We start from the raw sequence: 19773 nt of genomic DNA, 5'->3' as shown, positions 1-19773 counted from the left end.
GGTTATGATTCGCTATCCTAACGGAAAGGCCTATAAGCCATTGAATACCAGCAGTCCTTCCCCTAAAAAGCTAGAAGCTAGCTATAGCAATCGTGGTATGACGCTGGAGGACGATTTAAACGAAACAAACGAATACTATGTTTCAAAAGGAATAGCCATTGTTCACAAAAAACCAACCCCTGTTCAAATTGTAAAAGTAGACTATCCGAAGAGAAGTGCCGCTGTTATCAAAGAAGCTTATTTTAAACAGGCTTCTACTACAGACTATAATGGAGTCTATAAAGGAAAACACCTTGACTTTGAAGCAAAAGAAACAAGAAATAAAACCTCATTTCCGCTGCGTAATTTTCATGAACATCAAATTGAACATATGAAGCAAATTGTGAAACAAAACGGGGTTTGTTTCGTTATATTAATGTTCTCTACTTTACAAGAAATATACTTGTTCGAAGCACAGTTCCTTTTTCCTTATTGGGATGCCATGAAAAAAAATGGACGAAAATCAATCCCTAAGGCAGATATTGAAAAAAAAGGACATTTCATCGAACTTGATTACCATCCGAGAATCGATTACATAAAAACTATAGATAAATTATACTTTTAAGAGTATGATATATATGTTTACGGAAATCATTCTCTTACAATGCGTTGAAAGGTAGGAGTTTTTATGTCAGATAATTATCGCTCTCGTGAAGAACGACGAAGAGCTATGAATGACAACAAACCAGAAGGTAAATCTCAAGGAAAACCGAAAAAGAAGAAAAAAGGAGGCCTATTTCGTAAAATTGTTGCCGCAGTTTTACTGATAGGAATCATCGGGCTCATTGCCGGAGTGGGAACTTTTTTTGCTATGATAAGCGATGCTCCAAAAGTTGATGACTCGGTATTAAAAAACTCTTTTTCATCTAAAGTATATGCAAACGATGGAAAGACAGTTGTAAAAGAAATTGGAGCTCAAAAACGTACATATGTGCAATACGATGAAATCCCTCAAGTCGTCAAAAACGCATTTATCGCTACGGAAGACGTTCGTTTTTATAAACATCACGGCGTCGACTTTTACCGAATTGGCGGAGCATTAATGGCGAACTTTAAAAACGGCTTCGGCGCTGAGGGCGGTAGTACGATTACTCAGCAAGTGGTAAAGAATTCGTTCTTATCACCAAAGAAGACGGTTAAACGTAAAGTACAAGAAATGTGGTTAGCTTACCAGCTTGAGCGTAAATATTCCAAGCAACAAATTCTTGAAATGTATTTAAACAAAATATATTTCGCATCAGGTGAAGTATACGGTATTGAACGAGCAGCTGAGAAATTTTACGGAGTTAAAAGCGTAAAAGATTTAACTCTTGATGAAGCTGCTATGTTGGCAGGCTTACCAAAAGCGCCAACTACTTATAACCCAGTTACAAACCCAGAGAATGCTACTAAACGCCGTAACACAGTATTAAACTTAATGGCTAAAAACGGCTTCATTACACAAGCCGAGGCCGACAAAGCAAAACAAGTAGATGTACAGGCTCACTTAGCTAAACAAACTGAATCAACATCTAAGTACGATGTATTTATTGACCAAGTAATCGAAGAAGTAAAAAAGAAAACAGACGCAGATCCATTTTCTGCGGGCTTAGAAATTTATACAACGCTTGACACTAATGCTCAGGACTATGTGGATGATGTGATGAATAACAAAGTAGTCAACTTCCCGAACGATAAATTCCAAGCAGGTCTTGTCGTTGTAGATAATGAAACAGGCGGTATTCAAGCAATTGGAGGCGGACGTAATCGTGTGTCAGGCGGCTTAAACTTTGCAACAAATATGAGACGCCAGCCCGGCTCAACAATTAAGCCGATCTTAGATTACGGCCCAGCGATTGAGAACTTAAAGTGGTCCACTGGACAACCGATAAAAGATGAAGAATATCATTATTCAAACGGCACGCCAATCCGAAATTTTGGACGCAATTATAAAGGGTGGGTTTCAGCGCGTGAAGCTTTAGGACGCTCACTGAACATCCCTGCTTTAAAAGCGTTTCAAGCAACCGGGGCAGACAAAGCAAAAGAGTTTGCTACGGGCCTTGGGCTAAAATTAGACGAAGAAGACGGCGAAGCTTATTCTGAATCTTATTCTATCGGAGGCTTCCGTACAGGTGTTACACCGCTACAAATGGCTGGAGCCTATAGTGCGTTTGCAAATGAAGGTATGTACAACGCACCGCATACAGTGACAAAGGTAAAATTCCCTGATGGAACAGAAATTGATTTAACCCCAAAACCAAAACGCGCAATGCAAGATTACACGGCATTTATGATGACGGACATGATGAAATCTGTTGTAAACGAATCATATGGTACAGCTCGTGCTGTTCGTACACCAGGATTAGAAATTGCGGGTAAAACAGGAACTTCGAACTTTAGTGCTGCAGAAAAGCAACGATACAATATTCCAGACGCTGGTGAAAAAGACGTTTGGTTTAATGGGTTTACGCCAAACTATACGATTTCCGTATGGACAGGCTATGAAACTGCTAAAGACGGCTATATTTTAAGTGCTAATGAAACAGGCATGGCAAAAAATATCTTTAAGCATGTTATTACTCATATTTCTGAAGGCAAACCTAAAGGAAGTTTCAAGCAGCCGGACAGCGTAGTTGAACGTTCCGTGGAAAAACCAACGGGCAAAGACTTAAAACGCCCAAGCGGCTCTACTCCTTCGAGCTTAATTACTAAAGAATACTTTGTGCGCGGTACTGCACCGACAAAAGTATCTCAAACGTTTGTGAAGAAAGAAAAAGAAGAAAAGAAAGAAGATAAAAAAGAGGACAAAAAAGAGGACAAAAAAGAGAAAAAAGACAATAAAGATGTGAAGCCAAAAATTACTGCTTCGTATAGCGGAGGAGCAATTTCAGTTAACTGGTCAGCGTCAAACGCAGCCAGTGATACGACCTTTACAGTCACAATGTCATCTCCTAATGGTTCTGAACAACTCGCATCTGGCGCAGGAGCCGGTGGAAAAACAATTTCCAGCCCAGCACCAGGCGCAACGTATAGTTTTACCGTAACAACAAATACGGGCGAAAGCGCTAGTTCTTCTGTAAAGGTCCCTGATTCATCAGATCAAGCTACCGAAGATGATTCTACTAAGCCTGAAGATGACGGAACAACGAACGATAATCAAAATGAAGACAATAGCAACACTGATCAAAACAACGGCTCTGATCAAGGTGACGATTCATCTACTCAGCCGGATGATAACCAAAACAGCAATAATGGCAGCAATAACGGTGGTAACAATAGCGGCAATACCGATAATAACAATAATGATAGCGGCAATGCTAACGATGGTAATAGCGGCAACAATAGTAATAACGGAGGCACAACAACTCCTCCAGCAGACAACGGTGGAAGTGACTCAGGAAGTCAAACACCACAAACCCCTGCTACACCATCGACGCCGGCAACACCTGCTACACCGCAGCAAGAGCCAACAACTGAAAATTAACGTAGCAGAAAAAAGCCCCTACACTTGTAGGGGCTTTATTTCTTGTGAAGAATAAGCATTTTTGCATACTGCTTACGCAGCTCATTAAATAATTCTGTCAGCTGAATATACGCTTGATAAGAAGAAACTCGCTGCAGTAAAAACATAAGTCTCTCAGCACAGTTAATAGGCTTATAGGTTAGGTCCGCTATGTCTTCTTGCAGCCGATTTAAACGCCGAACGGGCTGTCCATTAATCCAAAACAGTAAACTAATATACATAGCAGCAGCTTGTTTCATACAAGGGGCTGCTTCTTTTGCTTTTCGCTGAGAAAAAAGCATGTACAGTTCTTCCCTTTGTGTTTCCCACTTTTCAAAAAATGGCCGTATGTTCTTTTGAACATCCCTCCAAGGTGTTTTCGTTTCTTTATGTACATCGTATAAAATATCATAAGCAAAATAATTTCTCCCATTTTTTTCATCTACTTCAAGAACCCGATTTTCTTTTGAATAGAATGGTTCGCATATGAAATGTGACGGCACTTCAATCGGTAACATCTGTCTTATTCTCTTTTCCTTTCATTCGTTTCTTTCCTTCTCGGCAAAGATCCAGAAGCGGGCAGACATGACATTGAGGAGACTGTGCTTTACAGTGATAGCGTCCAAAAAAGATAAGTCGATGATGCGTAACTGACCATTCATCTTTTGGAACTTTTCTCATTAGCGTTTTTTCTACTTCCAAAACGGAATCTTTCCACCTGCAAATCCCAAGGCGTTTACTTACACGTTCTACATGCGTATCTACTGCTATTGACGGTACTCCAAAAGCTACGGATACAACAACATTAGCCGTCTTACGCCCTACTCCTGGAAGATTGGTCAGCTCATCACGATCTGTTGGAACTTCTCCTCCGTATTCATCAATGAGCATACGGCAGAGCTTTTGAATATTTTTAGCTTTGTTTCTATATAAGCCGATTGATCTAATATCTTGCTGCAGCTCTTCTAACGAAACGGCTAAATAGTCTTCAGGTGTTTGATATTTCTTGAATAAATCCGCTGTTACGCGGTTGACTAGAGCATCTGTGCACTGAGCAGATAGCGCCACAGCAATGACTAAATCAAAGGGATTCCGATGATTTAACTCACAGTGGGCGTCAGGAAACATTTCCGCCATAGCATCTAGGCACTGTCTGATTTGTTTTAACGTTAACATACTAGTTCTCCTTCTTCTTACAGGTAGTTCCCTCCTATTTTACAATAGGGTTCCTGTCAAATGCTACTTTTGTCCATATTCTTTTAAAAAAGCTGCTTCAAGATTCAATTACATGGATCTTGAAGCAGCTTTTTATCCTGTCATTGCTCTAGCCAGTTAAAAAAAGGAATGGCTGATGTAGACTGAGAAGGGTTAACAGAAGATAGTTTTTTGGGCTGTTGATTTTGACGAAATTTTTGGCTATGCTTGCGGGCTTGATCAATGGTCTGAATACCATTTTTCTTCCATTCAAATAAAATACGATCAATATACCGGAAGTTTAATTTTCCAGACATCACCGACTCTCTTAGTGCCGCTTTAATAATAATGGGATCATGATGATCTTGATCAATCCACATCGCTAGCGTTTCGCATTCAAACGGAGACAATGCTCTGCCGAACTCTTTTTCAAACATTGTATATAAATTAAGCTCTTCTTGTTCTTCTTCACTTTTTTCTACTTCTTTTGTTTCTTGCATCATATGATGAATAAGCTTTTCCCAAAGCGGTTTTAATGAATAACGTTCACAAATAAGGGCGTTTTGCTGTTGATCTTGCTCAATAGATAAAAAGCCGCGCTGAATTAATGCTCGCAGCGTATCCATACAGACAGCACTTGAAATACTCATTTTTGCCGCCAATTCGTTAGGTGTCGGGAAACCTTCACCGCCTTCAATGGAAACATAAATATGCATTAACGTCATGAATTCCGTTTCGTTCATTCCCAAATCGCTATAGTGATTAAACAGCAGCTTCGGAATTGAAACTGTGCCTTGTTCAAACCATTCAATTAACGTTTCTTTTTTCATATCCGAACACCTCAGTAGTTAGTATATCATGAAGTTTATAGTCAAAGTAATAATTATTCGAAGCTAAAAAAGCTTCTATGTAAAACTTTCCGCTGAAACCGTACCATTGCTCTGCACATATAAAATATATACGAACGATGACTTCCTTCCAAGAATATTACACTAACTTATTTTTTCGAGAATTGCAACTCCCTTTTAAGTTAGACTCTTTTCTATGTTTGCCTTTGTTTCCTTATGATATAAGTAAAAGCCTCGTTTTTCTTTTCTTTTTATGATTCATAAAAAAAGCTAAAAAAAGTATCCTGACTACAAGAGTCAGAATACTTTTTTCACTTCCTTACGGGTATAGACGGTTTAATAAGCGTGGGAATGGAATCGTTTCACGAACGTGTTCTACGCCGCTAATCCATGCTACCGTACGCTCAAGGCCTAAACCAAATCCTGAATGTGGAACTGAGCCATACTTACGAAGCTCTAAATACCACTTATACGTTTCAGTATCTAATTTGTGCTCTTCTACACGCTGAGCTAAAAGCTCTTGATCATGAATACGTTCAGAGCCTCCAATGATTTCTCCGTAGCCTTCTGGTGCGATTAAGTCTGCGCATAATACTACGTCTTCATTTGTTGGATCTGGCTGCATATAAAATGGTTTTAATGACGTTGGATAGTGTGTAATGAATACCGGCTTGTCATAGCTTTCTGCGATAGCCGTTTCATGCGGTGCTCCAAAGTCATCTCCCCACTGAATGTCTGTAAATCCTTTTTCATGTAAGAATTTAAGAGCCTCATCGTACGAAATACGAGGGAATGGCGCTTTAATTTGTTCTAACTTAGATGTATCACGGCCTAGTACATTTAACTCTAACTTACAGTTTGTTAAAACAGACTGTACGACATGAGACACATACTCTTCCTGTACTTTCAAGTTATCTTCGAATTGGTAGAAAGCCATCTCTGGTTCAATCATCCAAAACTCAATTAAATGACGGCGTGTTTTAGATTTTTCAGCGCGGAACGTTGGACCAAATGAAAATACTTTTCCAAGCGCCATTGCCGCTGCTTCCATATAAAGCTGTCCACTTTGAGAAAGGTATGCATCTTCGTCAAAATATTTCGTGTGGAATAATTCTGTTGTTCCTTCAGGAGCACTTCCTGTTAGGATTGGAGGATCTACTTTTGTAAACCCGTTTTCGTTAAAGAATTCGTACGTTGCACGAATAATTTCGTTACGAACCTTCATAACAGCATGTTGACGTTTAGAACGGAGCCATAAATGACGGTTATCCATTAAGAACTCTGTTCCATGTTCTTTTGGCGTAATTGGATAATCAACAGCTTCATGAATAACTTCAAGGCTTGTAACTGTTAACTCATAGCCAAACGGTGAGCGCTCATCTTCACGTACCACACCTGTTACATATAGTGATGATTCTTGCGTCATAGATTTAGCTAATTTAAAAGTTTCTTCTTCTACTTCAGCTTTTACAACTACCCCTTGCATGAATCCTGATCCATCGCGCAGCTGTAAAAAGGCAATTTTACCACTTGAACGTTTATTCGCTAACCAAGCACCAATTGTTACTTCTTTTCCTACATGCTTGCTTGCTTCTGAAATCGTAATTTTCACGATTAATATCCCTCCAAAAAACTTACATTTCGTAATTATGTATGCCATCCTATTATACATTTCGACAAACATAATAACAAGTAACAAACAAAAAGAGCCTTCTAACACGTGTGATTTGTGCTAAAAGGCTCCTTTGTTTTTAAATATAATCTTTTTTATTTCATATGACGAGTCATAAATGAATGGATGCGTTCCACTGCTTTTTCTAGCAGATCTAGTGATGTAGCATAAGAAAGACGTACATTTTCAGGTGAACCGAATCCTGAACCAGGCACTAGCGCTACCTTCTCTTCTTCTAAAATAGCTTCTACCCATGCATCAACTGTATCAAAACCAGTTAACTTTGCAGCTTCAATTGCATTAGGGAATAAGTAGAAAGCACCCTGTGGTTTTAAGCATGAGAACCCTGGAATGTTAATCAGCTTTTCATGAATTACGTTTAGACGCTCTTCAAAAGCTTGTCGCATCATTTCCACTGGCTCCTGAGTGCCGTTATAAGCAGCGATTGTTGCATATTGAGCAATAGATGTTGGATTTGACGTGCTGTGACTCGCTAGGTTTGTCATCGCTTTAATAACTGTAGCATCACCAGCTGCATATCCAATGCGCCAGCCCGTCATGGAATGTGACTTAGAAACACCGTTAATGATAATTGTTTTTTCTTTTAACGCTGGTGAAAGCTGCGCAATCGATACATGTTCATTTTGACCATACACAAGCTTTTCATAAATTTCATCTGATACGATAAAAATATCGTGCTTCAAGCAAACTTCTCCTAAAGCTTGTAGCTCTTCTCTTGTGTAAATCATACCTGTTGGGTTGCTTGGTGAATTGATAATAACAGCTTTGGTTTTAGCAGTAATAGCCGCTTCTAATTGTTCAGGTGTGATTTTAAATTCGTTATTTTCAGAACCTTCAACGAATACTGGTGTACCTTCTGCTAACTTTACTTGCTCAGGATAACTTACCCAGTAAGGAGTTGGGATAATCACTTCGTCACCTTCGTCTAACAGAACTTGAAATAACGTATACAGTGCGTGCTTAGCACCTGTACAAACAATAATTTCAGAAGGTGAATACGTCAGGCCTTGGTCGCGTTTGAATTTTTCAATTACCGCTTCTTTTAATGGTGCAAGGCCGCCTGCAGGCGTATATTTTGTCTGACCATCATTCATTGCTGTGACAGCCGCTTCTAAAATATGCTGCGGCGTATTAAAATCAGGTTCCCCTGCTCCAAGTCCAATCACATCATGACCAGCCGCTTTCAATTCTTTCGCTTTTGCTGTAATCGCTAATGTTGATGATGGCGTTAATGCTGATACACGTTTTGCTAACTTCACTAAAATCTCCCCCTATGAACTAAAGCTATAATCAGCCCGCGGGCTGATTATAGATAAAAAATTGGCTTCATTTTCATAAAGCGCTGAAATCTTATATTATGACACATATGGTATTTCATATGGTATAAACGATTTATGATTGAGATAAGCTGTATCGTTTTATAAATTCACCGCTAGAGAAATCAAGATAATAGTATGTTAAATGTTTCTTATCTTTATCCACATATGTTACTTCCCACAGCGGCTTTTTATTTTCAATGCCTAGGCGCACCGACTTAATTTCCTGCGGGTTTTTATCATTTTTCACAATGGAAATGGCTTTCTCTTTTGTGATCCCGCTGCTTGCTTTCTTTAAAACAGCTGTTTGTTTTTTGCTTTTAGGCATCCAAGCAATTACCTTTTGATTGCTTCGGTTTGTACCTTCTACTACATAAAATGCATGATTGCCGAAATATGGCTGGGTGCTTGTGACAGATTTCAAATTAAATTCTTTTTTTGCTTGGGATGCTGCTTTTTCCTCAGCAGACTGCACATCCTTCACGGACGAGTGATAAATGCTAAAAGAAATGCCCCCGATAATTAAAAGCACAGCAGCTACCGCTACAATAATTAACTTTTTCATAAAATCCCTACTTATGTACGATAAATTGTAAATACAGCTTTGCTTCGATCTTCTTCATCTAACGCTAATCCGAACATCAAATCTTGCTTTTTCAACGTGCGATTCAAACTATCAACAATTTTATATAAATCCGAGGAATTTTCCACGCGGACAGTTGATAATACTTCAATCCTACTTTCCATTGTAAACCTCCTAGCTCGTCTATCACGACGCAAAAATGACGATATTCGTATTATAACAGGTATCAAAAACCATCGTCATCTTTTTCACTCATCAATCCAATCTGTACGTTTTGCGTAAAAACCGAATAAATAAGTAAACATATATAATATTATAAGGAATTTACCTCTTTTTGCAAAAGGAAATTTGTTTATTTTGCAGAAAATTTCATCACATCATAGGATTTTAGCGACATTTTAATAGAGTAAGCGCTCCCCTCCCTTACGTCATATAATTCAATCCATTCAGCTGTTAAATTTGAAAGCAGTCGAGGGGAATAGGAACGGCCTGGTTTCGTAAACGCAACCGCAAGCTGTGTATCTAATTGCTTCAAAAATGCATTCGAAAAAAACGTTCCCTCTCCAAAATTAGGAATTTTCAATACATCTACATGGGTAAGAGGAATGCGTAAAAACTTTTCTTCTACTTCATCTGAGCTGCTCATTGCATATAGAATCCGATGTTCTCCGATCGTAAACAATAGATCCATAGCCGCTGTTTTTTGCTTCGATGCATGCAAGACATCAACGTGTATATTATTTGTTAACTGAAATAAATCACTTTCTTTCCACTTCTCTGTTTGAAATTCCGCCTGGTACTGAGCAGGGACAATAATACGCTCTATATGATAATCATTCATAGCTCGCTGAACATTTGAATCATAGTACTTTTGCTGTTTCGTAATCACTAATTGGTTGATTTTTTTTACTTTATATCGCTTCAACCACTTCTTTAGCTCGGGATAGGAAGATGCATTCCCGGTATTTATCAAAATAATCTCACCGCTTCCGTCTTGAATCAGACTCGCTTCTCCAGCTGAAAGAGGTAGAAAGGTGATCACTACTTCATCAGCTTGTAAACCAAAATCTACGTTTTTAATGACGGCTGCTGAAACCGAACAGTTCATAAAACTAAAAAACAGTACAGCACTTATTAATATTTTAATCATACACTGTCCTCATTTGCTTATCATAGTATATTACTATCGTCTCTCAACTGAAGAAACAGTATGCATAAAAAAAGACTTAAGCGTATGCTCAAGTCTTTTCATTCCACCATTCTTTGTAGTCCAGTAAGATATTCGAAAACGTTTTTTGAACAACCTGGACTTTTGGAAGTGAATGAAGGAAATGGTACCCATATGCTGTTCGCGTAATACGATTATCAAAAATAAATATAGCTCCTCGGTCACTTTTTGAACGAATCAACCGTCCAAATCCTTGTTTAAAACGGATAACGGCCTGAGGAAGTGAATAATTCATAAAAGGACTTTTCCCTTCTTTTTTCATCTGCTCAAATTTAGCTGTCAGCAGAGGTTGATTTGGAGATGAAAAAGGAAGTCTGACAATTACGAGACATGATAATAAATTTCCTGGCAGATCAATTCCTTCCCACAGGCTGTTTGTACCTAATAGAATGGAATGCTCAAACTGGCTGAAGTCTTTTAATAGTCTATTACGATTTCTAGTTGTGACTCCTTGACCGAGCAGTACAAATTCTTCAAGGTCGTTTAACTCTTTTAAATAACCATACGTAGCTTTCAACATGTCATATGAAGTAAAAAGCACCAGCATACGACCATTTGTTACTTTAGCTACGTCAAGAATACTTTCTGCCATCATAGCGCTATACTCATATAATGATACTTCGTTAACAGCAGGCATATCTTGAGGAATATAGACTCTAGCTTGCTTCTCATAATCAAACTCGGAAGGGAGAATGAGTTGAGCAGGCTGAAAGTCATATAACCCTAGCTCTTGAATTAAATAATCAAATGTTCCATTCACCGTCAATGTAGCCGATGTTAAAATAACGCTTTGTTTCTTAGCGAAAAATTCATCAGCCAGCGTATCGGCAATGGAGGTAGGCTGACTATAGATATACGTAGCATTCGCTGCTCCTTTTGGTTCAATCTCAAACCACGTTACGTGATGACTCTGCTGTTTGAACAAAAGCTTTTCTATTTGCTGAGATATGTGTTCAAATCCTTTAACAGCCGTTTGAAATTCATGAAGAGACGACTGTTCATTTTTTGTGACTTTGTCATATAGTTCGTCAAAGGAATGTCTTGCCCCATCATTCCATGTAAAAAGATCGTGAATTAAAAAACGAATGCGCGACGCTGCTTCTTGAATAGCCGTCCAGTAATGTCCATGCTCTTTTTCCACTTTATATCGATAGCTGCTTCTTCCAATCTCGCCCTGCTGATTGCCAATTCTTTTTTGGACAAAAGAATGAATCAAACGAAATAAGTCATCGCACTCAGAATGAAGCTGCACAAACAGGTTTTGAAGAAGTTCAGTGTTAAGCTCGATGCTATATTTCACAAACGTATGATGAACTTTTTTTAACAGCCCTTTGTCTTGAATGGTTCCGATTCGGTTTAATAGCGCATGAACCGCAAAATAATCTAAGCGCTCCCCCAGCTCTTCTCCAGCAATGTCTTCTAAGTGATGAGCCTCGTCAATAATAATCTGTTCATACTCAGGCAGCAGCTCATGATTACTCATCACATCCATCAACAGCAAGCGATGATTTGTCACTACTATATGGGCATTTTGCGCTCTGTTCTGCGCTCGTTCATAAAAAGAATAAAGTTTCCAAGGATGCTTAAAGTCACTTGGAGACGGATTGCTTTCATTTAGCTGTTCCCAAAAAAGTTTGCCGCCAGAAGGCAGGTTTATTTCATCGCTATCGCCCGTTTCCGTTTCCGTCAGCCAAATAAGCAGCTTCGCTTTTGTGAGGATCGCATCGTAATTATTATTGCGCTCTTTTAAGAGCTGAATAAATTTTCTTATACTAATGTAGTGTTCTCTTCCTTTTAAAACAGCTGCCGTCACAGGAAACGGAACAATCTTTTCTAGAATGGGCACATCTTTTTCGATGATTTGCTGCTGAAGCGTTACCGTATTAGTTGAGATAATGACTGGGTGATGATGAACAGAAGCATAAAACACGGCAGGAACTAAATAAGCGTAGGTTTTACCAATACCGGTCCCGGCTTCAATTAAAGCATGCTCATTACCTGCAAAGCACTCTTGTACAAAGTTCATCATCTCCCACTGCCCTTTTCGTTCTTCAAACAATGGCAGAGCCTGATGGAACAGCTTTTGCTTTTCAGTTTCAAATATCTCGTAAGTATGAGAGTGCTGCTTTTCATTAGCTGAATGCGGCTGATATTTGTTTAGCGCAATCCCATGTATAAATTCATAAGAATCATCCTCGGCATAACTTTTATCATCTATAACTTGTTGAATCAGTTCTCCAATTTCACTTTTAAAGTGCAAGCTTAGCGCATACAGCTGCTTTAAGGTTGTTAGAGGTAGCTTCTTTAATTTCTCAATTAGTAACAGTAAAATACGTGCCGTTACTTCTGCATCACTATCTGCTTGATGAGGGTTTTCATGTTCAATATGTAAATACTCAGCTAATTGGCTAAGTTTGTACCCATCAACTGTAGGCAGCAGAATCCGGGCCAGTTCGACGGTGTCTACGGTTGAATTATAAAGCGTCTCCCTTCCGCACTGATAGAGTTCTTCTTGTAAAAAAGTTAAATCAAAAGCCACATTATGTGCAACAAAATAAGCATCATCTAGCAATTCTATAATTTTAGGTGAAATTTCTTCAAATAAAGGCGCATCTTTCACCATATCATTTTGAATGTTAGTTAGTTGTGTAATAAAAGGCGGAATATCCATACCAGGATTTAAAAAACTAGAAAAACGTTCAACAATTTTGCCGTCTTCTACTATGACAGCAGCAAATTGAATCATTTTATCTCCTTGTTTTGGAGAATGTCCCGTCGTTTCAAGATCTACCACAACAAAGCGTTTATTCACGGTCAACACCTCGCAAGTCTGTCTTTTTATAGTATAAAGTGAAAGCCTGCTCTATATGCTTTAAAAGCGCAACTCCTTCTCGTGAAAAACAGAGAGGCTTTCATACATCGAAGTTTTACTTTAGTGTGTATAGAGGTTTATACCGTTCACTTACTAGCGTATGTATTCAAATAAAAATCCCCCTCATAAAGGGGGACTGTTCTTATAGAATTGTACCAGCTGGTTCTTGTTTAAGCAATTGTTGGATTTTATTCTGCTCATTCATAATCGCTACGGTTGGACGATGGTGAGCTACTTCTTCATTGGCTACGAGCGCATAAGAGATAATGATGATAATATCTCCAGGCTGCACGAGTCTTGCAGCAGCTCCATTTAAACAAACTACGCCGCTCCCGCGTTCGCCGGGAATCACGTACGTTTCCAAGCGAGCTCCGTTATTATTGTTTACAATTTGAACTTTTTCGTTTGCAGTGATTCCTACTGCGTCGATGATATCTTCATCAATAGTGATGCTCCCAACATAATTTAAGTTGGCTTCAGTTACATGAGCTCTGTGTATTTTAGCGTTCATCATCGTGCGAAACATTTAGTTATCCCCCTGTACGTCTACAATTACATTATCAATCAAACGGGCTTTAGAGAATTGAACAGCTAAAGCAATAATAATTTTTCCAGCGGCTTGCTCAATCGTTTTTAGCTCTGGATACGTATAAACATCGATATAATCCACTTTACCGCTCGTATGTTGCTCAATTTCTTTTCGAATGATCTGTTTAAGGATTTCTACTTGCTTCTCTCCGCTTTCAAGAAGCTGCAGAGCGCTTTGTAAACTCTTAAATAAAACAGGTGCCTCTTCTCTTTCTTTATCCGTTAAATATACGTTACGAGAACTTTTAGCTAATCCATCTGCTTCTCTCACCGTGTCTACTGCTCTAAGCTCCACTGGGAAATTAAAGTCTTCAATTAAGCCATCTACCACAGCAACTTGCTGTGCATCTTTTTTACCAAAGTATGCACGATCTGGTGTTACAATATGAAAAAGCTTTGTTAGTACCGTGGCTACTCCGTCAAAATGGCCGGGGCGCTTCTGTCCACACAATACGTCTACACGATCTGTCACGGTTATAGCAACTGAACGGCTTGACTTATACATTTCCTCTACTGAAGGATAAAATAAATAGTCGACGTTAGCTTCTTTTGCCACGCGCTCATCGCGTTCAAAATCTCTTGGATACGTATCAAAATCTTCATTTGGTCCAAATTGAGTCGGGTTCACAAAAATACTTAGCACCACTACTTCATTTTCTGTGCGAGCCGCTCCAAGCAAAGTAGCGTGGCCTTCATGCAAATAGCCCATCGTCGGGACAAATCCAATTGAACGTCCAAGCTGCTTTTCTTTTTTCATCTCCTGCTGCATGTCTTTAATTGTTGTAATGACTTTCATCTTATTTCCCTCCGTACAGTGCCGTTAACTGCTCTTCTTTCATTGAAAAAGTATGTGCTTCTTTCGGAAACTCTCTTTTTTTCACTTCACTTACATACTGTGAAAGCCCCTGTAAAATAGGCTCATTTATTTTCGCAAATGACTGAACAAATTTTGGCACACGCTCTACGCCGTACGTTAATACATCGTGGTATACAAGTACTTGACCATCCGTGTCAGCTCCTGCTCCAATTCCGATTGTGGGAATGCTTAAGCGTTCACCTACTTGTTTTGCTACTTGTTTAGGAACACATTCTAATACAACAGCAATAGCTCCCGCCTGCTCACACTTGATCGCATCTTGGATTAGCTGTTTGGCTTCTTTCGCTTCTTTTCCCTGCACTTTATAACCGCCCAGGACACCGACAGACTGAGGAGTTAACCCGAGATGTGCAACAACCGGAATACCAGCTTGCGTCAATTCTGAAATTGTATAAAGAACATCCTTTGCACCTTCTACTTTTAAAGCATGAGCTCCGCTTTCCTGCATAATACGAGCAGCATTTTTCATCGTGTCTTCTTTCGACACGTGATAGGACATAAATGGCATGTCGGTGACGATAAATGTATCAGCAGCTCCTCTTTTAACCGCTTTTGTATGATGAATCATATCATCTACCGTTACAGGAATGGTAGAGTCATATCCTAAAACGACCATTCCTAGAGAATCGCCTACTAAAATCATGTCTACACCTGCTTCCTCAGCGTACTTAGCTGACGGATAATCGTACGCAGTCAGCATCACAATTGGTTCATTGTTTTGTTTCATACGTAAAAAATCTAATTTTGTTTTCACTAACTTTCTCCTCCTTCTCAGAGGAGATGAGCGCACGTCTGCACACAAAAAGTCCTTCTACCTATAAAAGGAAGAAGGACTTTGACAGACTTTATCTATAAAAAGCACACTTTACCTAATGTGCTTACCTACGCGTCATCCCTCTGTCCTAGTCCTTAATGGATCAAGGCAGATTTATTGTCGTATTAAAAATAAACAAACGAGTATCAAGTGAAGTTCTTGCGATACTACCTTGATACTCGTATTATAATAAAAATTTCTTTATTTTTCTACTATTTTTTAGCAGAGAGCTCAATATCTGCAGAATGAATTCGGTGTATAACTCCTTCATCATCTTCAATCAATAAAACGCCTTCATCCGTTATACCTTTTGCAAAGCCTTCAATGTTGGCTGTCATCGTGCGTGCTATAATTCGCTTGCCAATACTGATCGCATACGTTTCCCAAAGAACTTTAATTAAACCAAAGCCATTTTTTAAGTATTCTTCGTAAAGGGTTTCTAACTTTAAGAAAAACGCTTGCATCAAAGCCGCACGATTAATTTCTTCACCTTTTTCAATACGTAAAGATGTGGCAATGTGTTTGATTTGTTCATTAAAATCCGTTTCCTGCTGATTCACATTGATGCCAATTCCAATGATGACCGAATGAATCCGGTCAAAATCAGCCTGCATTTCTGTTAAAATCCCAACTAGCTTCTTCCCATTTAATAAAACATCATTAGGCCATTTAATGTCTGGAGAAAGGTTCGTCACTTCTTGAATGGCCTGTACAACAGCCACTGCTGATAGTAGAGTCAGCTGCGGAGCCTGCTGCGGAGGGATAGAAGGACGCAATATAATACTCATCCAGGCACCAGTATATTTTGGGGAATACCACGCTCTATCAAGTCTTCCTCTCCCTGCTGTTTGCTCTTCAGCAACTACAACCGTTCCTTCTTTTGCTCCTTCTTGAGCAATTCGATGAGCAATTTTCTGAGTAGAATGCACGCTTTCCTCATAATGAATATACTGACCGATTTTTGTTGTTTGGAGCCCTAATAAAAGCTCGTTGCTGCTTACTTTGTTCGGCTTCCCAACAATGCGATAGCCTTTTTTACGAACAGCTTCAAGTTCATAGCCGTCTTTTCGCAGCTCTTCGATATGCTTCCATACAGCTGTTCTTGAACAGCCTAATAAATCGCTGATCTTTTGGCCGGACACATAGTCCCCATCTGCGTTCGTAAACATTTCAAGCAGCGTTCTTCTTATATCTGACTGCAAGACTGCACCCACTTTCTTATTGAAGATTTCGTGTTCATTAACTCATTGTATAGAACTTTCTCCTCAATTTCTTTTAACAGTTGAGACACCCATGGACCACCCTTTTTACCTGTCCACACTAAAAGATCTTGACCATTTATATCTAAATCTTTTAAAGAATGAATAGGCAGCTCGCTATAGATGTAAAGAAGCTCATGTTCATTCATATACTCATTGCTTCGAAGAAGTTGTAAAATACGATTCACGCTTACGCTGGCCTGCTCTCCAATTGTATACATGATGCGTTTTGACCATCCATTTTCCAAAACGTCTCGAAGACCAATAGACTGAAGCTGAATATCTTTAATTTGCTTATTAGATAATTTCCAGCTTTTAAAAAATGCCTGCTTGTCTTGAATGTCGAGTAGATGTACCAGAAGTGTCCATGACTCCGATACTCGCTGAAGCATCATCCAATCGTGTGCACAAACAGATCGGAATTTTTGCGGATCTACATTCAATTGGGGCAAGTAGCGATACAGCTCCGTATCTGCTACAAGTGCTAATGCTAAAGACGGACGCTTTCCGCTCAGCATTTTTTCGAATTCAACTGTAATCCGTTCAATAGAAACATGCCTCAGCAGTTCACCGTATTGCTGAATGGCTCTTTTAGTTTGATCAGACAGCGAAAACGCCAGCTGACTGACAAAGCGAACGGCTCTCATCATACGAAGAGCATCTTCATGAAAGCGTTCTTTAGCATTTCCGACAGTGCGAATTAACTGGTTTCGCAAATCTTCTCTTCCATTAAATGGATCAATGATTTCTCCTTTTGCATTCATAGCCATTGCATTGATTGTAAAATCGCGACGCTGCAAATCTTCTATCAGAGACGAAATAAACGTAACGGACGAGGGACGACGAAAATCATCATATTCTCCCTCAGAGCGAAAAGTGGTTACCTCATAGGTCTCGTTCTCATGGACAACGACAACTGTACCATGCTCGATTCCTACATGAATCGTCTTAGGAAAGAGTTCCATCACTTGTTCTGGCCTAGCTGACGTAGCGATATCAATATCTCCAATCGTCCGATTTAAAATGAGATCCCGGACCGCTCCTCCAACAAAATACGCTTCGTAACCGGCTGTCTCCAGTTTTTCAATAATATAAAGCGGATGAATGAACGGTTCTTTCATAACTTCCTCCATTCTTCAACCCTGTACCAATTTATAATAAAGTTTTTCATATTGACTCACAATCTCTGTTGAATGAAATTTATGATTAACTGCGCTTAGAGACGCTTCCCTCATTTGGTGATGCAGCTGTTCATTTTCAAGTAGCTGAATTGCTTTGCTCGCTGCTTCTTCGACGTCTCCCACTTCGCAAATATATCCTGTTTTTTCGTGTTCAATTACTTCGGGTATTCCGCCTATATTTGTTCCGATGCATGGAACACCACAAGCCATAGCTTCTAAAAGTACAAGCCCAAAGCTTTCTTTTTCAGATAATAACAGTTTTAAATCGCTAATCGAATATAGTTCTGCTACATTTTCTTGTTTCCCAAGAAATAACACAGAATCTTGAAGATTTAGCTCTCTTACTAATTGAGACACAACCGTCATTTCAGGGCCGTCTCCTACAAGCAGCAGCTTAGACTGAAGCTTTTTATTAATAATAGCAAATGTTTTGACTATATCTGTAACTCGTTTGACTTGGCGAAAGTTTGAAATATGAATAACGACTTTTTCATTTTCTAATATGCCATATTCCGCTTTTAAATACTGAACTTCTTTTTTATGATAAACTCGTTCATCAATAAAATTATACATCGTTTCAATTTCTTTATCTGGACTAATTAAATGATGAGTTTGATCAACAAGTGACTGAGATACAGCCGTCACTGCATCTGATTTCTCAATTCCAAATTTAATTAAATCTTTTAAAGATGGATCCTCTCCTAGAACCGTAATATCTGTCCCATGAAGAGTCGTCACAATTTTCACTTCATGCTCAACCATTTGTTTAGCTAAAATCCCGCAAACGGCATGGGGGATTGCATAGTGCGTATGAATAATGTCAAGCTTTTCTCTTTTAGCCACTTCAGCCATTTTACTGGATAAAGCAAGATCATACGGAGGGTATTTAAAGACGGAGTACTGATTTACATCTACTTCGTGAAAATAAATATTTGGATATACTTTCGTCAATCTAAAAGGCATGCTAGAGGAAATAAAATGAATTTCGTGCCCTTTTTCAGCCAGCAGCTTCCCTAGCTCCGTTGCTACCACTCCTGAACCTCCAACGGAAGCATAACATGTAATACCAATTTTTAACTTCATTTATTTTCCACCTACTAAATCGTCGTACATCAAAATCGGTTTTTTAGATAAAAAACCTTCACCGTATGCTACCCCGACTTCTTTGCCAAATAATCGCTCTCTGCTCTCTACCGTTTCAATATATCCGTTTACCAGCGGCGTATCAAACGTATCTGCTGTTTTTGTAAATTGACTTTCATAAGCCTCTAGACTAGCTACTTTCTTTTGAAACGTGCTTGATACATCTACGACAAAATCTGGCTTATGAAATCCATTTATCATATAGAAATAAAGAGACTCCGCACGATGAGCTTTTTGCTTCTTATAATCGATATAATTTTTAACGCCAGCCGAAAACATGGCCTCTTCTACAAGCTTTGCACAATTTCCATGATCAGGATGACGATCTTCAAAGTAAGGAGCAAATATAATCCTTGGTTGATACGTGCGAATGACTGATGCAATTTCAGCTATATACTCTGCCTTTAAAACCAAACCTCTGTCTGGCAAATCCAGATGAATTCGCTCATGAACACCTAAGACATTAGCAGCTTTGGACGCTTCTTGTTTTCGAATTTTAACCGTTCCATTTGAAGAAAGTTCAGCTTGCGTCAAATCGCAAATAACTACCTTCAAACCTTGTTCACTCATTCTTGCAATGGTTCCACCCATGCCGATTTCTACATCATCGGCATGAGCACCAAAGGCAAGGATATCTATTGTTTCTTTCATTATCTT

At 39.0% G+C, this 19773-nt stretch carries 18 protein-coding genes; 2 read left to right on the top strand and 16 right to left on the bottom strand.

Going from position 1 to position 19773, the window contains the following annotated elements:
- The first annotated feature begins 4 nt into the window (after positions 1-4).
- A complete protein-coding gene (gene recU / locus Q5794_RS07395) occupies positions 5-604 on the top strand; it encodes a Holliday junction resolvase RecU (RefSeq protein WP_214986219.1) in 600 nt (199 codons plus the stop codon).
- A 63-nt stretch (positions 605-667) separates the two neighbouring features.
- The gene (locus Q5794_RS07390; RefSeq protein ID WP_374988931.1) at positions 668-3502 is read left to right on the top strand and encodes a transglycosylase domain-containing protein; all 2835 of its coding nucleotides are present in this window, start codon (positions 668-670) and stop codon (positions 3500-3502) included.
- Positions 3503-3537: 35 nt separating this feature from the next.
- Here the strand turns inward: Q5794_RS07390 and Q5794_RS07385 are convergent, their stop codons facing one another.
- The 16 genes from Q5794_RS07385 to bshB1 all read right to left on the bottom strand — a co-directional run bounded on the left by Q5794_RS07385 (position 3538) and on the right by bshB1 (position 19767).
- Positions 3538-4038, bottom strand: coding sequence for a YpoC family protein (locus Q5794_RS07385; RefSeq protein ID WP_214986215.1), 501 nt, complete (start codon positions 4036-4038; stop codon positions 3538-3540).
- A complete protein-coding gene (nth, locus tag Q5794_RS07380; protein WP_374988930.1) occupies positions 4025-4696 on the bottom strand; it encodes an endonuclease III in 672 nt (223 codons plus the stop codon). The genes Q5794_RS07385 and nth overlap by 14 nt, the downstream gene beginning before the upstream one ends.
- A 140-nt stretch (positions 4697-4836) precedes the next feature.
- The gene (locus tag Q5794_RS07375; protein ID WP_214986213.1) at positions 4837-5544 is read right to left on the bottom strand and encodes a DnaD domain-containing protein; all 708 of its coding nucleotides are present in this window, start codon (positions 5542-5544) and stop codon (positions 4837-4839) included.
- A gap of 337 nt (positions 5545-5881) precedes the next feature.
- The gene (asnS, locus tag Q5794_RS07370; RefSeq protein ID WP_045293839.1) at positions 5882-7174 is read right to left on the bottom strand and encodes an asparagine--tRNA ligase; all 1293 of its coding nucleotides are present in this window, start codon (positions 7172-7174) and stop codon (positions 5882-5884) included.
- 155 nt (positions 7175-7329) lie between these two features.
- Positions 7330-8514: a pyridoxal phosphate-dependent aminotransferase gene (locus Q5794_RS07365; RefSeq protein ID WP_013056104.1), complete on the bottom strand. Its 1185-nt coding sequence runs from the start codon at positions 8512-8514 to the stop codon at positions 7330-7332.
- A 133-nt stretch (positions 8515-8647) separates the two neighbouring features.
- Complete coding sequence (locus Q5794_RS07360) at positions 8648-9136, bottom strand: DUF5590 domain-containing protein (RefSeq protein ID WP_013056103.1); 489 nt, start codon at positions 9134-9136, stop codon at positions 8648-8650.
- Positions 9137-9147: 11 nt separating this feature from the next.
- Positions 9148-9318, bottom strand: a complete 171-nt coding sequence (locus Q5794_RS07355; RefSeq protein WP_374988929.1) for a YpmA family protein — start codon at positions 9316-9318, stop codon at positions 9148-9150.
- A gap of 188 nt (positions 9319-9506) precedes the next feature.
- Positions 9507-10304, bottom strand: a complete 798-nt coding sequence (locus Q5794_RS07350) for a hydrolase (protein WP_268576527.1) — start codon at positions 10302-10304, stop codon at positions 9507-9509.
- Between the two features lie 88 nt (positions 10305-10392).
- Positions 10393-13194, bottom strand: a complete 2802-nt coding sequence (dinG, locus tag Q5794_RS07345) for an ATP-dependent DNA helicase DinG (RefSeq protein ID WP_328244613.1) — start codon at positions 13192-13194, stop codon at positions 10393-10395.
- Positions 13195-13396: 202 nt separating this feature from the next.
- Positions 13397-13780, bottom strand: coding sequence for an aspartate 1-decarboxylase (gene panD / locus Q5794_RS07340; protein WP_214986206.1), 384 nt, complete (start codon positions 13778-13780; stop codon positions 13397-13399).
- Entirely contained in the window at positions 13781-14638 is an 858-nt protein-coding gene (panC, locus tag Q5794_RS07335; RefSeq protein ID WP_374988928.1) for a pantoate--beta-alanine ligase, read from the bottom strand. It lies immediately after the preceding gene.
- A 1-nt stretch (position 14639) separates the two neighbouring features.
- Positions 14640-15473: a 3-methyl-2-oxobutanoate hydroxymethyltransferase gene (panB, locus tag Q5794_RS07330; RefSeq protein ID WP_374988927.1), complete on the bottom strand. Its 834-nt coding sequence runs from the start codon at positions 15471-15473 to the stop codon at positions 14640-14642.
- 272 nt (positions 15474-15745) lie between these two features.
- Complete coding sequence (locus tag Q5794_RS07325) at positions 15746-16735, bottom strand: bifunctional biotin--[acetyl-CoA-carboxylase] synthetase/biotin operon repressor (protein WP_013056096.1); 990 nt, start codon at positions 16733-16735, stop codon at positions 15746-15748.
- Entirely contained in the window at positions 16720-17913 is a 1194-nt protein-coding gene (locus Q5794_RS07320; RefSeq protein ID WP_013056095.1) for a CCA tRNA nucleotidyltransferase, read from the bottom strand. Before Q5794_RS07320 ends, Q5794_RS07325 begins: the two co-directional genes overlap by 16 nt.
- A 15-nt stretch (positions 17914-17928) precedes the next feature.
- Positions 17929-19056 carry an N-acetyl-alpha-D-glucosaminyl L-malate synthase BshA gene (gene bshA, locus Q5794_RS07315; RefSeq protein ID WP_013056094.1) on the bottom strand — a complete coding sequence of 376 codons (1128 nt, stop codon included), beginning with the start codon at positions 19054-19056 and terminating at the stop codon, positions 17929-17931.
- Entirely contained in the window at positions 19057-19767 is a 711-nt protein-coding gene (bshB1, locus tag Q5794_RS07310) for a bacillithiol biosynthesis deacetylase BshB1 (protein WP_192996981.1), read from the bottom strand. It lies immediately after the preceding gene.
- Positions 19768-19773: the final 6 nt, after the last annotated feature.

The sequence above is a fragment of the Priestia megaterium genome (assembly GCF_041941685.1).
Classification (GTDB): Bacteria; Bacillota; Bacilli; order Bacillales; family Bacillaceae_H; genus Priestia; species Priestia megaterium_C.
This window is presented reverse-complemented; position numbering and strand designations above follow the sequence as displayed.

Bases quoted from the DNA above. Each gene is read 5' to 3' on its own strand.
- recU (WP_214986219.1), top strand. From the start codon at position 5: ATGATTCGCTATCCTAACGGAAAGGCCTATAAGCCATTGAATACCAGC.
- bshA (WP_013056094.1), bottom strand. From the start codon at position 19,056: ATGAAGTTAAAAATTGGTATTACATGTTATGCTTCCGTTGGAGGTTCA.
- panC (WP_374988928.1), bottom strand. From the start codon at position 14,638: ATGAAAGTCATTACAACAATTAAAGACATGCAGCAGGAGATGAAAAAA.
- bshB1 (WP_192996981.1), bottom strand. From the start codon at position 19,767: ATGAAAGAAACAATAGATATCCTTGCCTTTGGTGCTCATGCCGATGAT.
- Q5794_RS07390 (WP_374988931.1), top strand. From the start codon at position 668: ATGTCAGATAATTATCGCTCTCGTGAAGAACGACGAAGAGCTATGAAT.
- Q5794_RS07385 (WP_214986215.1), bottom strand. From the start codon at position 4,038: ATGTTACCGATTGAAGTGCCGTCACATTTCATATGCGAACCATTCTAT.
- Q5794_RS07375 (WP_214986213.1), bottom strand. From the start codon at position 5,544: ATGAAAAAAGAAACGTTAATTGAATGGTTTGAACAAGGCACAGTTTCA.
- nth (WP_374988930.1), bottom strand. From the start codon at position 4,696: ATGTTAACGTTAAAACAAATCAGACAGTGCCTAGATGCTATGGCGGAA.
- Q5794_RS07355 (WP_374988929.1), bottom strand. From the start codon at position 9,318: ATGGAAAGTAGGATTGAAGTATTATCAACTGTCCGCGTGGAAAATTCC.
- panD (WP_214986206.1), bottom strand. From the start codon at position 13,780: ATGTTTCGCACGATGATGAACGCTAAAATACACAGAGCTCATGTAACT.
- Q5794_RS07320 (WP_013056095.1), bottom strand. From the start codon at position 17,913: ATGAAAGAACCGTTCATTCATCCGCTTTATATTATTGAAAAACTGGAG.
- Q5794_RS07350 (WP_268576527.1), bottom strand. From the start codon at position 10,304: ATGATTAAAATATTAATAAGTGCTGTACTGTTTTTTAGTTTTATGAAC.
- Q5794_RS07360 (WP_013056103.1), bottom strand. From the start codon at position 9,136: ATGAAAAAGTTAATTATTGTAGCGGTAGCTGCTGTGCTTTTAATTATC.